At 29.6% G+C, this 15,068-nt stretch carries 17 protein-coding genes; 6 read left to right on the top strand and 11 right to left on the bottom strand.

What is annotated here, in order from left to right; all coding sequences use genetic code 11:
- Nucleotides 1-6 precede the first annotated feature (6 nt).
- Both GFV01_RS01090 and GFV01_RS01085 read right to left on the bottom strand, forming a co-directional pair.
- On the bottom strand, nt 7-246 hold the full coding sequence (locus GFV01_RS01090; RefSeq protein ID WP_160557126.1) for a hypothetical protein: 240 nt from the start codon (nt 244-246) through the stop codon (nt 7-9).
- 300 nt (nt 247-546) lie between these two features.
- Complete coding sequence (locus GFV01_RS01085) at nt 547-954, bottom strand: helix-turn-helix domain-containing protein (RefSeq protein ID WP_160564208.1); 408 nt, start codon at nt 952-954, stop codon at nt 547-549.
- A 153-nt stretch (nt 955-1,107) separates the two neighbouring features.
- Here GFV01_RS01085 and GFV01_RS01080 point away from each other — a divergent pair, with 153 nt between their 5' ends.
- A complete protein-coding gene (locus tag GFV01_RS01080) occupies nt 1,108-1,398 on the top strand; it encodes a hypothetical protein (protein ID WP_160564206.1) in 291 nt (96 codons plus the stop codon).
- Between the two features lie 85 nt (nt 1,399-1,483).
- On the opposite strand, the gene bla is transcribed toward GFV01_RS01080, so the two are convergent.
- The 3 genes from bla to GFV01_RS01065 form a co-directional block, all read right to left on the bottom strand.
- The gene (bla, locus tag GFV01_RS01075) at nt 1,484-2,551 is read right to left on the bottom strand and encodes a class A beta-lactamase, subclass A2 (RefSeq protein ID WP_221411107.1); all 1,068 of its coding nucleotides are present in this window, start codon (nt 2,549-2,551) and stop codon (nt 1,484-1,486) included.
- 137 nt (nt 2,552-2,688) lie between these two features.
- Nucleotides 2,689-4,053: a histidine--tRNA ligase gene (gene hisS / locus GFV01_RS01070; RefSeq protein ID WP_160564789.1), complete on the bottom strand. Its 1,365-nt coding sequence runs from the start codon at nt 4,051-4,053 to the stop codon at nt 2,689-2,691.
- Between the two features lie 124 nt (nt 4,054-4,177).
- Nucleotides 4,178-4,717: a DUF1440 domain-containing protein gene (locus GFV01_RS01065; RefSeq protein ID WP_160564204.1), complete on the bottom strand. Its 540-nt coding sequence runs from the start codon at nt 4,715-4,717 to the stop codon at nt 4,178-4,180.
- Nucleotides 4,718-5,075: 358 nt separating this feature from the next.
- Here GFV01_RS01065 and GFV01_RS01060 point away from each other — a divergent pair, with 358 nt between their 5' ends.
- Genes GFV01_RS01060 through GFV01_RS01045 form a run of 4 tightly spaced genes read left to right on the top strand, consistent with a single transcriptional unit; the run spans nt 5,076 to nt 8,764 of the window.
- Entirely contained in the window at nt 5,076-5,648 is a 573-nt protein-coding gene (locus tag GFV01_RS01060; RefSeq protein ID WP_105298050.1) for a CopD family protein, read from the top strand.
- A gap of 7 nt (nt 5,649-5,655) precedes the next feature.
- Nucleotides 5,656-6,384 (top strand): ABC transporter permease subunit, encoded by a 729-nt coding sequence (locus GFV01_RS01055; protein ID WP_160564202.1) that lies wholly within the window; start codon nt 5,656-5,658, stop codon nt 6,382-6,384.
- Nucleotides 6,384-8,060: a gliding motility-associated ABC transporter substrate-binding protein GldG gene (gldG, locus tag GFV01_RS01050; RefSeq protein ID WP_160564200.1), complete on the top strand. Its 1,677-nt coding sequence runs from the start codon at nt 6,384-6,386 to the stop codon at nt 8,058-8,060. Before GFV01_RS01055 ends, gldG begins: the two co-directional genes overlap by 1 nt.
- A gap of 2 nt (nt 8,061-8,062) precedes the next feature.
- On the top strand, nt 8,063-8,764 hold the full coding sequence (locus GFV01_RS01045) for an SAM-dependent methyltransferase (RefSeq protein ID WP_160564198.1): 702 nt from the start codon (nt 8,063-8,065) through the stop codon (nt 8,762-8,764).
- A gap of 286 nt (nt 8,765-9,050) precedes the next feature.
- Here the strand turns inward: GFV01_RS01045 and GFV01_RS01040 are convergent, their stop codons facing one another.
- On the bottom strand, nt 9,051-9,860 hold the full coding sequence (locus GFV01_RS01040) for an aminotransferase class IV (RefSeq protein ID WP_160564196.1): 810 nt from the start codon (nt 9,858-9,860) through the stop codon (nt 9,051-9,053).
- A gap of 71 nt (nt 9,861-9,931) precedes the next feature.
- Nucleotides 9,932-10,312, bottom strand: a complete 381-nt coding sequence (locus GFV01_RS01035) for an START-like domain-containing protein (protein WP_160564195.1) — start codon at nt 10,310-10,312, stop codon at nt 9,932-9,934.
- Between the two features lie 317 nt (nt 10,313-10,629).
- Between GFV01_RS01035 and GFV01_RS01030 the strand changes: the two genes are divergently transcribed.
- The gene (locus GFV01_RS01030; RefSeq protein WP_160564194.1) at nt 10,630-11,232 is read left to right on the top strand and encodes an RNA polymerase sigma factor; all 603 of its coding nucleotides are present in this window, start codon (nt 10,630-10,632) and stop codon (nt 11,230-11,232) included.
- A gap of 247 nt (nt 11,233-11,479) precedes the next feature.
- On the opposite strand, the gene GFV01_RS01025 is transcribed toward GFV01_RS01030, so the two are convergent.
- The 4 genes from GFV01_RS01025 to GFV01_RS01010 form a co-directional block, all read right to left on the bottom strand.
- The gene (locus GFV01_RS01025) at nt 11,480-12,151 is read right to left on the bottom strand and encodes a DedA family protein (RefSeq protein WP_160564192.1); all 672 of its coding nucleotides are present in this window, start codon (nt 12,149-12,151) and stop codon (nt 11,480-11,482) included.
- A gap of 118 nt (nt 12,152-12,269) precedes the next feature.
- Nucleotides 12,270-13,688, bottom strand: a complete 1,419-nt coding sequence (locus GFV01_RS10100; RefSeq protein ID WP_221411106.1) for a nucleoside recognition domain-containing protein — start codon at nt 13,686-13,688, stop codon at nt 12,270-12,272.
- Between the two features lie 86 nt (nt 13,689-13,774).
- On the bottom strand, nt 13,775-14,629 hold the full coding sequence (gene accD / locus GFV01_RS01015; protein ID WP_160564190.1) for an acetyl-CoA carboxylase, carboxyltransferase subunit beta: 855 nt from the start codon (nt 14,627-14,629) through the stop codon (nt 13,775-13,777).
- Nucleotides 14,630-14,710: 81 nt separating this feature from the next.
- On the bottom strand, nt 14,711-15,067 hold the full coding sequence (locus GFV01_RS01010) for a DUF4258 domain-containing protein (RefSeq protein WP_160564188.1): 357 nt from the start codon (nt 15,065-15,067) through the stop codon (nt 14,711-14,713).
- Nucleotide 15,068: the final 1 nt, after the last annotated feature.

Genomic DNA, 15,068 nt, shown 5'->3' with positions numbered 1-15,068 from the left:
AAATTTTTAATTATTATATAAAATATATTTATTTTTTTTTAAAAATTTTTTTTCAGCCGTTATTATATCTTCACCTACATTTTTCCAATCTGAAAAAATTGCTTCAAAATCTGTTTTTTTATAAGTTTTAGAATAATTATAATCATAATAGAAACCGAATACATTTAATATACTTCCAATTCCTATAAAAAAATTATTTTTAGGAAGATTAAAATTAGTTATAAGTTTATTAAATTTCTTTTTCATATTTATGAATTTACATAACAAATATAATAAAATAAATTTAATATATAATTTAAATATAGAATGAATTTAAATGCAAATTTAATTTGAAAAAAATATTTTTTTAACATTAAAAAATCAATTTATTTGTGATTGATGGTATAATATTAATTAAAAAATATTTTATATTAATAAAGTTAATGTTAAATCCTAGCTAAGCTTTTGCTTTTATTATTGTGTTTAAAGTAAAAGAATCTATTTTAAAAATAAAAAAGAGATTTTAACACTAAAACCTCTTTAAACTATTATCTAAATTGAAATCCTTTATTTATTCAATAACTTTTCCAATAATTCATCTTTTTCTTTCAGCATGCGCTCGTATAAAGCCTCCTTTTCGTTATAGAGTTCTACAATTTTATCAATAGGATTGAAGGCACAATTTATTGGATTATTTAAAAATGAACTTTCTACTTTATCATTAAAAGTATTGATATAATTAAAAGTTGCTTCATCATTCATATTTTTAATAGCATCAATAGGAACATTAAGAGTTTTGGCTACTTTTTTTAGTGTAGAATCATCGATAAATTCTTTTTGCTCAAGTTCAGAAACGGATTGTTGGGTAATATCCAAATCAATAGCAATCGCCTCTTGTTTTATACCTAACATTTCGCGCAATCGTTTGATATTTCTACCATGATGTGTTTTTTGAGGAGCAATATCTAATTTCATTCTGTGTTACTATTTATTTATGTATACAAAAATACTAAAAATACGGCTAAAAGCGACGAATTTGTGAAATACATCTCAATAATTGTATTATACAAGTAAGTACTTGTAAAATACCATCTCAATAATGGGCTAAATTTGACAATATAATAACAAATGAGAATGACAAATACTAAAGATTTTTGGCTTGATAAAGCTCGTCATTATTTACAATCTTCTCGGGCAACAGAGGATCTTGAATCGGAAATTGTGTTTGAAAATTATGTGCAGTTGGGAGCTTTGCTTTACTCCATTATTCATATTTCACAAAAATCGTTGTTTTTTAGAGAAGAAAAATTAGAAGAAGAAGTGCGTACAGATATATATAATCTATTGGATATAGCTAAAAAATTAATTCCACGTTCTGAATTGGAATTTTTGGATGAAATTAGAAAGGAAATAGCGTAATATCTAGTTATTGTTAGTTTTAAAAAACCGGAATGATTTTTAAAATCATTCCGGTTTGATATATGTAAAATTTCAAAATGAAAAATTATTTATTTTTATAAAAGTTATATACTACCTGAGAAATATCGGCAATTATTCGAGCATTTGTTTTATCATCTTCTTTAGAATCTTTAATAAATACTGCAATAGAATATTGTTTCCCATTGGGTAAATAAACAAAACCGATGTCATTATCGGCGGCTTTTAAGCCTTCCAAATTTCGGGAAGAACTGCCGGATTTATGTCCAATTAAAACTTTTTTAGGTAAAAGAGCTTTTAACTTATCCGAACCTGTTTCAGATTCTGTCATTGCTTGGAATAAGAAATCTTTATAGTTTTTACAAAAGATATCTTTATTTATAAAAATATCCAATAAACGGGCAGCTTCTAACGGAGTCGTCCAATTTATATATTGGTTATTAAAATCTTTGCTCATTTCCTCTTCAGTTGCTTGAATGGAAAAATTTTTACTTCCTAGTGTACGTAAATATAGATCTGTCATTTTAGTACCACTCATATAATAATATAAAGCATCAGAAGCATTGTTGTCACTTTTGGAAACCGTATAATTTAACAAATCGCCAATTGGAATAGTAAAATTACCTTCCGGGTACTCTTTTGCTAAAGGGCTGTAAGTATCTTTTTTTATGTCTGATTTTTTCAGATATAAATTAGATTCCAAAGAAAGTAAATTATTGTTCATGTAGTCCAACAAAGCAAGTGCTTGATGAAATTTAAAAACGCTCATCGCCGGATACTCCATATCGTTATTAACTGTTAAGGTATCTTTTCCGTCGAAAATTACGGCCACTCCCACAGTGGCTTTCTTATTCTTAGTAATGGAATGAATTTTTTTTTCTAAACTTTTGTCGGCAAGCTCTGAATGGCGATCGTATGCATGATCATGAGAGTTAGAGTAATTTAAATTATCTTGTTTTTGTTGAAGTGAAAGTTCACGTTTTTTTTGTGCTTTTTCGTATCCGGATAAATTTTGATTTTTGCCTATCTCTTTATATTGTCTGCCGTATTCTTTATTCATTTCTTTTCTTCCGGATTGAGCAAAGGCAGAAGTAGACAGCATTACTAGAAATGCTAAGGTTAAAAACTTGTTCATTATTATTTTGGTTTTATTAAATTAATTAACAAATAAAACCAATCAAAAAATATGCCAGTTTTAAAAGCTTTTATGTGTTTAATTACTAGCTACATAACTGTAATTTCGTAAATCATTTGAGGTAAAATTAATTAAAATTAAGATAAAAATTCTTCAATTTCATCAATAGATAAATTTTTCTGATCGCCCGTTTTTATATTTTTAAGTGTTACTGTATTCGTATTAATTTCATCTTCTCCATAAAAGGCTACAAAAGATATTTCCTTTTTTTCTGCGTAGCTGAATTGTTTTTGAAGTTTAGATTTTTCAGGATATAAATCACAAGCAATGTTTTTACTTCTAAGTTCTTTAATTAGTTTCAATGCTTGAAGACATTCATTTTCACCGAAATTGAAAAAGAGAATTTGTTTTTGATGTAATGTAGCCTCAGGGAAAAGATTAAGTTCTTCCATAACCAAATATATTCGGTCTAATCCGAAAGAAATACCTACTCCCGGCATGTTTTTAACGCCGAATATTTCGGTGAGGTTGTCATATCGTCCGCCTCCGCCAATTGATCCCATGGAGATATTTTTAGCTTTCACTTCATAAATTGTTCCGGTATAATAATCCAAACCTCGCGCTAGGGTCAGGTTGAAGACCAGTTCTGCAGAGGTAAGACCAATTTCTTTTACCCGATTGTAAATAAATTCCATCTCTTGAATACCTTCTTGCCCTATTTCAATATCTGTGAGTATATCTTTTAGTTGCGAAATTTTTTCTTCAAAAGTTCCTGAAAGTTCAATAATCGGAATAAGTTTTTGTAAAGAATCTTGTCCAATACCTTTAGTTGACATTTCTTCTAAAACTTTATCTAAACCAATTTTGTCTAACTTGTCCAAAGCAACGGTAAAATCGATTAATTGATTTTCGATAGATGCATATTGAGCAATAGCTGCCAATAACTTTCGGTTGTTTATATGAATTTCAATAGGAATATGTAAATCCGAAAAAGCCGAATCATATAATAAAGTAAGATTTACTTCATGCCACAAACTGGCTGAACCGACAATATCGGCATCGCATTGATAAAATTCACGATATCGTCCTTTTTGAGGTCGATCTGCTCTCCAAACCGGTTGTATTTGGTATCTTTTGAAAGGTAGGGGAAGTTGCCCGTGATTCATGGCAACATAACGCGCAAAAGGTACGGTAAGATCATACCGCAAAGCTTTTTCCGAAATGGAACCGATTATATTTTTAGAACTCCATTGAGACATATCCGGATTCTTTTTTTTCGCTTCAGCTAAAAAATCACCGCTGTTTAATATTTTAAAAATTAAGCGATCTCCCTCTTCTCCATATTTACCGGTCAATGTATCTAAATTTTCAAAAGAAGGAGTTTCCAACGGTTGAAAGCAAAATTTTTCAAAATTGGATTGTAACTTAGTAATTATGTATCTTCTCTTTTGTAATTCTTTAGCGGTAAAATCTCTGGTGCCTTTAGGAATTCCGGGTTTCATTTCTTTATGTCTTATTTTTAAAACAAAGGTATAGAAATGTTTTGATTTTTTTTTAGGTAAATAAGGTAAAAAAAGAGCATAAAACATATGCTCCTTTTTACATGTATGTTGAAATATAAAATTTTTACCTGAAAGGAGAAGTAAGAGGGATTTCGGAATCCGGTTGTTTCGTAATTCGGTTTCGTAAATCTCTACGCGTAATTTCAATTATCCAGGTCCAGAACGCATGTCCGAAAAATTCAGAGAAATGTTCTGCAAAAGGCTGATCCCACGGGGCAGGTACCGTTCCCAGTATTGGCATTATAATAATATGAAACATTATGAAAATAAATATTCCATAAGCTGTTCCCTGCCATAATTTAATTTTAGGATAATATTCTGCAACTAAGCAATAGAATATTGCACAGATAATTGAGAAGGAAAAATGAATAATAAAGCTCATGATCGGTCGCGGATTATCATTAAAATAATACATGAGATGGGAGAGGTCATGAGACATTCCCAGTTGTTCCAGGAGGTGTTGTGGTGGATTGGTCATATCTCTTTCGGGAGTACGGGGAGGAAAAGGAACTTCCCAACCGAATTTGATAAAACCTGAAATGATTCCTGAAATGATTCCTACCCATACGGCAACATTTTTCTTAGGATGTAAAGCATTTTTCATAAACAGAATTATATAAATGATTAATTAATTGAAATAACAATACAATTTTTTGATATTAATGTATGCTATTTAAAAACGTATGTTTAAAATCATTTTCAAAAAAAATGCCTAAAATTTTACATTTATTCAGTATAATACTAATTTTATTACAATTTTATTTATGAAATTGATAGAATGGTTAAGCAATGTTTACTTATTTCTTTATTACCAAAAGTTATATCAATTATTCAAATATTCAAAAAACTATAATTTTAGCTTAAATATATATGGTGTGTATATATAACCTGTTCACAGGGTTATATATTAAAGTATTGATAATATTAAATTTATTAAATTCGCATTCAAAATTGATTGTATAATGCATATTCCTGATATTCCCAGTTATTTTGCCTTAAAAGCGATTCACATTATTTTTATGGTAAGCTATTTTGCGGGGATTTTTTACTTAATACGTTTATTTGTTTATTTTATAGATACCAATGAAAAACCGGAGCTTGAACGTGAGATTCTTAGAAAGCAATACATATATATGATTTCTCGTTTATGGGATATCATAACGGTTCCGGCAGGAATTATAATGCTTATAACCGGAACATTAATGATGATTAATACCCGCGGGGATATTACTTTTTACATTTTAAGAGAACCTTGGTTCCATATCAAACTGGTATTTGTTGGAGCGTTGGCTCTATATCATTACTGGAGTTGGAGGTGTATTAGGAGAATAAAGGCCGGAAAATTCAATACAACTTCTATTAAGCTTCGTATGATGAATGAAGTTGCTACTATTATTTTATTTGCCGTAATATTTATAGTTATTTTTAAACAATATTTTATGGGAATGTGGCTAAGCTTATTGATCAGTTTTATTGTTCTGGTTCTTGTTATTATGTTAGTTGTAAAATTAGTTAACAGAAAAAAGAAAAAGTAAGAATCGTATGTTTTCAATTTTTAAAAAAGAACTTTGGGCATATTTTGGAACATTAGGCGCTTATATTGTTTCGGCTGCTTTCTTGTTAATCTGTTCTTTATTTTTATGGTTTTTCGATAATGATTTTAATGTTTTCAATGTAGGATTGGCTACATTAAATAACTTTTTTATACTTGCTCCCTGGGTGCTGATGTTCCTATTACCTGCCTTGACAATGAAAAGCATTGCAGAAGAAGAGCAAAACGGTACTTTGGTCTGGTTATTTTCTCAACCATTGTCTGTTTCATCTATTGTTTTAGGTAAATATTGGGCGATTCTGATTTTAGTCTTATTTTCTTTACTTCCTACATTTACCTATGTTTATACGATTAATTATTTAAGTTTACCGAAAGGAAGTATAGATTCAGGAATCATTGTTAGCGGATATATCGGATTACTCTTTTTGTCTATGACCTTTGCTTCAATTGGTATTTTTTGTTCTTCTTTAGTAAAAAATCAGGTATTAGCGTTTGTAACGGGTGTCTTTTTTTGTTTTATTTGTTTTTATGGATTTGAAAATTTGGCATCGTATAATCTGCTAGGAAATTTAGATTATACCCTTCAAAAAATAGGATTTTTTCAACATTATACCAGTTTTACCAAAGGGATTGTAGATACAAGAGATATAGGTTATTTTATCTTTGTAATAGTTGTTTTTCTTTTATTATCGATTCGAATAATCAACAGCAAAAAGTAATGAGATATTTAAAAAAGATAAATATTAGCTTAGTAATCCTACTTATTGCAGGACTTATATTGACTAGTGGTTTTTTTTATAAAAGGTTTGACTTAACTTCGGATAAACGATATACGTTAACTGAAAGTACTCGTCAAGTATTAAAAAAAATTGATGAGCCGATGCAGATTGATGTATATTTAGAAGGAGATTTTCCTGCAGATTTTAAACAACTGCAGTCTGAAACTCTCAGTCTGCTAGACGAATTTAAAAGGTTAAATTCCAATATTAATTTTCAATTAATAGATCCAATAAAGGAAAAATTATCACAAGAGACATTAGAAGCTATGGGTATGGCTCCTTCGGCTTTGCGGGTTGAAAAAGATGGAGCATCATCTCAACTAATTTTATTTCCTTATGCAACTATAAAATATAAAGGCAATGGGCAAACAGTACCGTTAATAATTTCTCAGGCAGGAATAACAGGAGATGAGCAAATGGCTAAATCTATCGAAAATCTGGAATACGGTTTTATAAGTGCTATTGATAAGTTATCCAATAAAAGTTTGAAAAGTGTAGGCATTTTAGTAAATCAAAAAGAACTGAACCGATTGGAAATGTTTAGCCTGGCTAACAGGATTCATCAAAGTTATAACTTCGGACCTATTTTTCCTAAAGATAGTCAGACCTTGTCACTTCAGGATTTACCAACTCTTAAAAAATTTGACGCCATACTGATTGCTAAACCAAGAAAGGCTTTTACTGATAAGGAAAAATTAACGATTGACCAATATATCATGAGTGGAGGTAAAACACTATGGGCAATTGATCAAGTTAATGCCGAAATGGATACTTTGCTTAAGTCCAGTAAAATATTGGCTTATCCGTATGATCTTAATTTAACTGATTTATTATTTTCTTACGGAGTAAGGATAAATTCCGGAATTGTTAAGGATATAAAAAATCCTACCTATATAAATTTACAGGTTGGAGAAATACAAGGAAATGCACAAAATGCAAGAGTACCTTGGGTATATTTTCCTATGGGATTTTCCTTGAATAATCATCCGATAACCAAAAATATTAATCCGGTATCCTTTCAGTTTCCTACTTCCATAGATACCTTAGATACTCCCGGAGTTAAAAAAACAATTCTCTATCAAAGTTCTTCCTATACCGCGCTTCAAGGAGTACCCTCCTATATATCACTTGAAGAAGCAAAGTTATTTGAAAGAAACAACGTAAATTGGAACGAATACAATAAAGGGCCTAAAATATTGGCAGTTTTGCTTGAAGGTAAATTTACCTCTGCATACAAGGATAGGATAGAGTCTAGTGGAATTAAAAATTTTGTGGACCGGTCAAACAATAATAAGATGATCGTTATATCCGATGGTGACATAGCAAGAAATCAGGTGATAAAAGGTCAACCTTTGCCTTTAGGTTTTGATTATTCAACAGGTATTACTTATGGAAACGAAGAATTTTTAATAAACGCCCTGGACTATTTATTGGATGATCACGGTTTAATGCTTTTAAGAAACAGGACTGTACAAATGAGAATGCTGAATAAGCCTCTAATTGTTCAGGAAAAATCGTATTGGCAATGGTTAAATTTAGGGGTTCCTATCGTTTTAGTCAGTATCGTAGGAGGTTCGTTTATATTTGTAAGAAGAAAAAAGTTTAGTAAAAAATAATTATGGCTGTATTATATTTACTTCCTGCCTATTTAGGTGAAACCTCACCCAAAGATATATTTTCTCCGAGAGAAATCGAATTATTACATACGTTAAAATTTTTTGTTGCTGAAAATCAAAAATCGGCCAGAAAATTTATTAAATTTTTATGTCCGGATATAACTCAAAGCGAATTAAGTATTTCAATATTAGATAAAAGAACCACAGAAGAGGAATTGGATTATCTTTCACAGCCTTTTAAAAACGGGGAGGATGTTGGATTAATTTCAGAAGCGGGATTACCTTGCATAGCAGATCCGGGTAATATTTTAGTTTCTTGGTGTCACAGACACGATATTCGAGTAGTTCCTATAACGGGTCCTTCTTCCATCATATTAGCCTTAATAGCCAGTGGCTTAAATGGTCAAAGTTTTGCTTTTAACGGTTATCTTCCCATAGATTCCTATGAAAGGAAAAAGACAATAGTAAATCTTGAAAAGGTTAGCAGAAATCAAGGATCAGCACAAATATTTATGGAAACTCCGTATCGAAATCAAGCGTTATTTGATGACTTGATTAAATACTTAAATCCAAAAACTTCTTTATGTATTGCCACGAATGTTACTCTTCCCAACGAATCTATTAAAACTTTATATTGCAAAGATTGGAAAGCTAAAAAACCAAATTTTCACAAAGAACCCACTATTTTTATAGTGCAAGCCTAAATTTTATTTTACACTTTAGCGTGTTTATCTATCTAAAATTGAGGGGTAATAAAAAACGTACTATTTACACTATAAAATAATTTTATTGATAAAACCCTTTATAGAACCATAATTAGATTATTTTTGCATCAAGAAAGTAAGAGATATCTTTAAAAAGATTTTTAATGATCTTTCAAGACATGATTACTTAAATGTAATCGCTTTCTCATTTTTTTGTGGTTTTAGTTTGAGGTCGCTTATGCGACCTTTTTTTATTTAAAACAAAACAGATATTTTGAGTTACTAACTATTCTAAAGAATAACCGATAAATTTTTTTGTCAATAAACGAGTTTGATCTTTTTTAAAAACTTTTTTTCTCAACCGGGTAACGGGCAGTAATCCATTTTCATCACTAAGTATAAAAAATTCATCTGCAGATTGAGCTTCGAAAGGAGATATTGGTGCTTCTTTAAAGATGTAATTTGTTTTTTCACGTAGAAAAAGGATGTAATTTTTCTTTAAAACAGATTGGATGGCACCTTCCGCAGTGGGAGGGGAAACTATCATATTATCTTGAATTAAAAATATATTACCTAATACAGATCTAGCTATTCTTTTTTCACTATTCAGCAAAATAACGTCCTGTAACTCATTTTCTCTTGCATATTGTTCTGCTATGCTATTAAGAGGCTGATAAATTAATAAATCAGACAATAAATTGGGATATATAAGAATTTCTTTATAAACATCAACTTCATTTTCAGTAGTCACAAAGAAATTTTTATGGGGTAAAATTTGTATTATAAATGAAGGGGGATGATTTTGGATATTTTTATAGATGGTTATTTTTACTCTACCTTCTGTAGTATTTAATTTCTCAGAGAGTATTTTAATTTGATCTTCAAATAATTCCGGAGTAAAAGCTAGAGGTATATTTATCCTCATTTTTCTCATGGATGCCATCAATTGGAAATATACATATTCCCAATAGAGGAGTTTATTTTGAAATAGCCAACAGAAACCGTTTACAAAATCCCCGGAAAAATAATTGTTTTCAGTGTAATTGATTACTAATTGATTTTCTTCAATACATTTTTGATTGAAAATAATTCTCATACTAAATCATTAGTATTTTTTGTGTTAGTGGTTTTTTTTATTGGCCCTAATACGGGGAGTAATTATAATATTTAAGAACCTATAATCTTTTTTAGGTCTTCAATTAAATTTTCCCAATATAATTTTGAGTGTTCTAAGTCGCTGTCTTCGGCAAAATCAGTAATTACAAGAGCTACGTCACTGGTTACATCATCAACATGTATGGCAAGTTCCCAAAAATATTTCGTTCCTTCATCTTCTTCCCATCTGAAACGCACAAAAGATTCTTCTTTATATCGTATTAAGTTGGCTGATTCTTCTTGATCTCCCCATACAAAAGTAAATTTATCTCCTCTTTCAATTACGTCATCTGCTAACCATTCACTCATACCTGAAGAAGTTCCAATATATTCAAATAAAAGAGTGGTGGAACATTTCATAGCAAATTCTAATTGGTATTTTATCTTATTCATATTAATATTTAGATTTCAAGTTGCAATATATAAATTTGTTCTATATTTTAAAAATTATATTACTAAATGCAAAAGTTTTGATTTTATAACTTGATATATGAATTTTGATAGTAATAATAGACATTTACATTATATAATAAGAAAAAATAAAACAAATTTATGTTGCATAAATAAAATATTATAATTTCATTAACAGTTTTTAGGTTTTTTTAAAAATTTATGTATACATTTGCTCATTAAGAAAGTTTTATAAGTTTAAAGAATTTAAATGTATTGAATAGATTTTTACTTTAGTTAACTATCAAATATCATAAGTAATGATAAAAAGAACTGACTGTGAATTAGTTCATTCTTATATTAATGGTAATGAAAATGCTCTTAAAATATTATTGAATAGGCATAAGTTAAGGATATATAATTATATTAATCGAAAGGTAAATAATCCTGAGCTTGCAGAAGATCTATTTCAAGATGTTTTTATAAAGGTTATATTAACTTTAAAAGAGAAAAAATATAATGAAGAAGGGAAATTTTTACCTTGGGTTTTGAGAATTTCACATAACTTAATTATTGATCATTTTAGAGTTTCGAATAAAACCAAATTTATTAATGAATCGAGTGGACTGAACGAAGAATATAATATATTTGATTTTGTAACGGTTTCGGAACAATCCATTGAAGAATTGATTATTAATGAGCAAATTAACCAGGATCTTAAAAGGCTTATAAATGAACTTTCTGAAGATCAAAAAGAAGTTTTAGAATTACGCTTTTATAAAGGTTTAAGCTTCAAAGAAATTGCAGAAGAAACAAATGTCGGAATTAATACGGCATTAGGTAGAATGAGATATGCAATTTTAAATCTAAGAAAACTAATTGAGACCAAAAATTTAACATTCATTTACAATAATAAAATTTAATGTAATATCGTTATCTATACTATAATAACTAGTAAAGAACAATATTCAATGTACAAAAAATCTATTAATTTGTCAAATGAAAGGAGAGGTCCTTCCGATTATACTATAAATTTAATTTTAAACTTTTCTAAAAGTATAAAAATTATTGAATTAAGTAAAATTAAACTTTCAATAATTTATTGCAACTAAAAGCAGCCGGTAGATATATATAATTTTTAAAATTATATATATCTATTAGTTTTTTACATTAATTTTCTGAAATATCTTTATTTTTTTGGAAAAATAACTTAACTACTACAGGGGCGGTGGTTACTACAACCATTACTAATACTATAGTTTCAATATGACGTTTCAAATCGAAATTAAATTCCTTAAGGAATATTTGGTAAAGGTAATGTCCCGCAAATAATAAGGAAAAAGACCAAGCCGTTGATCCTAAAACATTATAAAATAAGTATTTTCCCTTATTCATCTGAACAATTCCAGCAATTATAGGTGCAAATGTTCTTAAAATAGGTAAAAACCGAGCAAGAATAATGGCTCTTCCCCCATGTTTTTCATAAAATTCTTTTGCTTGGAAAAGATATTTTTTTTTGAATAAAAAGGTATCTTTTTTATTATAAAGATAAGTTCCGCTTTTTTTTCCAAACCAATAACCTATTTCGTTGCCAATTATACCGGCAATTGAAATTAAGCACGATAATAAAAAAACACTTAAAAAATCTGATTCAATATAAAAAATTTCTCGTATTAATTCCTTACTGTATATACCTGAGAGGAATAATAAACTATCTCCGGGAAGGAAAAATCCGGCAAAGAGACCCGTTTCAGCAAAAACTATAAATAAAACTAAATAAATACCGCCTAACTTTATATAAAACTCCGGATTGACTAATTGGCCCCAACTAAAATCATTCATAGGAACAAAGAAAAATTAAATATTAACAGGTGCAAAGATATTAATATTTAATTAAGAAAAATATTGTTATAGGAGTTCGATGATGTGTTAAAAAAATTAACATATTTATAGTTAATGGCTACCCAAAGAAATAATAGGTAATAAAAATGGCTGTGATTACGCCTAATAAATCGGTCAGCAAACCTGCAGTAAGAGAATATCTAATTCTTTTAATACCTACACTTCCAAAATAAAGAGCAACTATATAGAAAGTAGTATCTGCACTTCCCTGAAATATACAGGTAAGTCTTCCTACAAAAGAATCAGCACCATAATTTTGCATGGCCTCAATCATTAATGCACGGCTACCACTCCCACTAAGGGGCTTCATTAAAGCAGTAGGTAGTGCAGGTAAAAAATCAGTATTGATATGTAACGAGGATAAGCAATAAGAAATAGAATTAATTAGATAATCCATTATACCGCTGGTTCTCAATAAACTGATAGCAGCTAACATGGCTACTAAATAAGGAATTATTTTTACAGATACTCCGAAACCTTCTTTAGCACCATCAATAAAACTATCAAAAACATTTATTTTTTTTATAAAAGCGCCTGTAATAAATACAACGGGAATTAGTAATAAAAGTACGTTGCTAATCACTCGAGAGGCTGTACCACGCTCAAAATTTATATATTCTTGGTTAGTTTTACGGATCAACTCAGGAGTTATTTTTTTATCTTTTATGTTAATCTCCTTCTGAAATGAATCAGGATATAAGTTAACGAAATCTTCTGCAGTTACATTTTCAACATATACAGTTTGAGGGGTGATATGAGATACATACTCGACAGCATATTTTGTCCGAGAATCTGTGGAATATTTAATGAAGTATGAAAGCCCAAAAATCATTACTAGAGCTCCTAGTAAACCAATCAATATTTGGCGACTAAATAAGTTTAAGCGTTGTTTAATTCCTACTATAATTATACCAAATAAAGTAGTGCAAAAAGTTCCAACAATACACGGTACAAATATATCGGTGGGATCTTGTGCGCCATTTAAATAACGGTAGAGCATAATGGAAGTCGGGATTAATGTTAGTCCCGAGGTATGCAAAACTAAAAACATGATCTGTGCATCCGTTGCAGTATCTTTTTTAGTATTCAGTGTTTGCAAACTGTCCATTGCTTTTAATCCTAAAGGAGTGGCGGCATTATCTAATCCAAGAAGATTGGCACTAAAATTCATCATCATATTTCCTATTGCAGGATGACCTTTGGGAATGGAAGGAAATAATTTGGAAAAAAAAGGAGAAACCAATTTAGAAAGAAAACGTATAGCGCCTGCATTTTCACCAATTTTCATTATTCCTAACCAGAAAGTCATCATTCCTGCCAAAGGCAAAGCTATATCCATTACTGCGACTTTGGTAGTACTAAACAACCCGTCAACCATATGTTTAAAGATTACCGTATCTCCTAAAAACACGAACTTAAGAATTCCTACAAAAAAAGATAAGATAATAAAGGCAATCCAAATATAATTAAGGGTCATTTATTTGAGGAGATTATAAATTTTTAGGTAATGGATTAAAAAAAGAAAAGCTAATAATTATTAGCTTTTTCTTTGTTTTTTATATTTTATTTAACTTCTTTATTCATTAACATGTCAACACAATGTGAAATGGTATTTTTTAAATCTTTTCTGTGTGAGATAATGTCTATAAAGCCTTTTTCTAATAGAAATTCAGAAGATTGGAAACCTGGAGGTAAATCTTTTCCGATAGTTTCTTTAATTACTCTTGGTCCTGCAAATCCGATTAATGCGCCGGGTTCAGCAATTATAATATCACCGGTAGAACCATATGAAGCGGTTATTCCTCCAAAGGTTGGATCTGTTAGTACAGATATATAAGGAAGTCCGGCATCACTTAATTGAGCTAATTTAGCTTCAACCTTTGCTAATTGCATCAAAGATAGCCCTGCTTCTTGCATTCTAGCACCTCCGGATTGACTTATAATTACATATGGTAATTTATTTTTAATACAGTAATCGATGGCTCTTCTAATTTTTTCTCCAACCGCAGATCCTACAGACCCTCCGATGAAACTAAAATCCATACAAGAAATATAAATTTCTTTTCCATTTACTTTACCTACGGCATTTCTTATGGCTTCAGTTAAATTAGTTTTAGATTGTGCTTCTTTTAATCGATCTTTATACGGTTTGGAATCGACGAAATTTAATGAATCTTTGCTGTGAACTTTTACGTCAAGTTCTTTAAATTTACCATTATCAAATAAAATCTGGTAATATTGGGAACTACCAATTCTAACATGAAAATCATCTTCCGGACTAACATAGTAATTAGCTGTTAATTGATCAGTTTCAATAATTTTCCCGGATGGAGTTTTATAGTATAATCCCTCAGGAACCTCCCTCTTTTCGCTAATGTCAGTACTGATGTTTTTTTTCTGTCTAGTAAACCATCTCATATATTCTGTTTTACATTTAGATTGTAAATATAGGAAAAAATTGTACAAACGGAATTTTATGTTAAAAAATCCTTAATAGGATTAATCAATCGTGTTTATGACTACCGTGTCTTTGCATTTAGTAAATGTAACTTTTAAGCTTTCATAATGAAGGACATAATGAGGACAAGGCAATGCTTGAGCATTACTCATCTTAAAATTTATTTTACCTTTACTAAGAACTGTATCTTTTATAAAATTGAGAGATATTTTTTTTAGTTTAAGACTTTCCAGACTTTGATTTGAAAATTTTAAAGGTTTGGTTTGTATTTCGGCTAAAACCCTGTCATTGGGCAAATATGACCAAGAAAATACCTTATTACCAAATACAAATAATATAAATACAAGACCCATAAAAAAACCCGTAAGATAGAGTCTTAATCTTTTAGAAAATGACATG

It is taken from the genome of Apibacter sp. B2912 (assembly GCF_009827835.1).
Classification (GTDB): Bacteria; Bacteroidota; Bacteroidia; order Flavobacteriales; family Weeksellaceae; genus Apibacter.
Note: the sequence above shows the minus strand (reverse complement) of the source record. Positions and strands in the feature narration are given on the sequence as shown.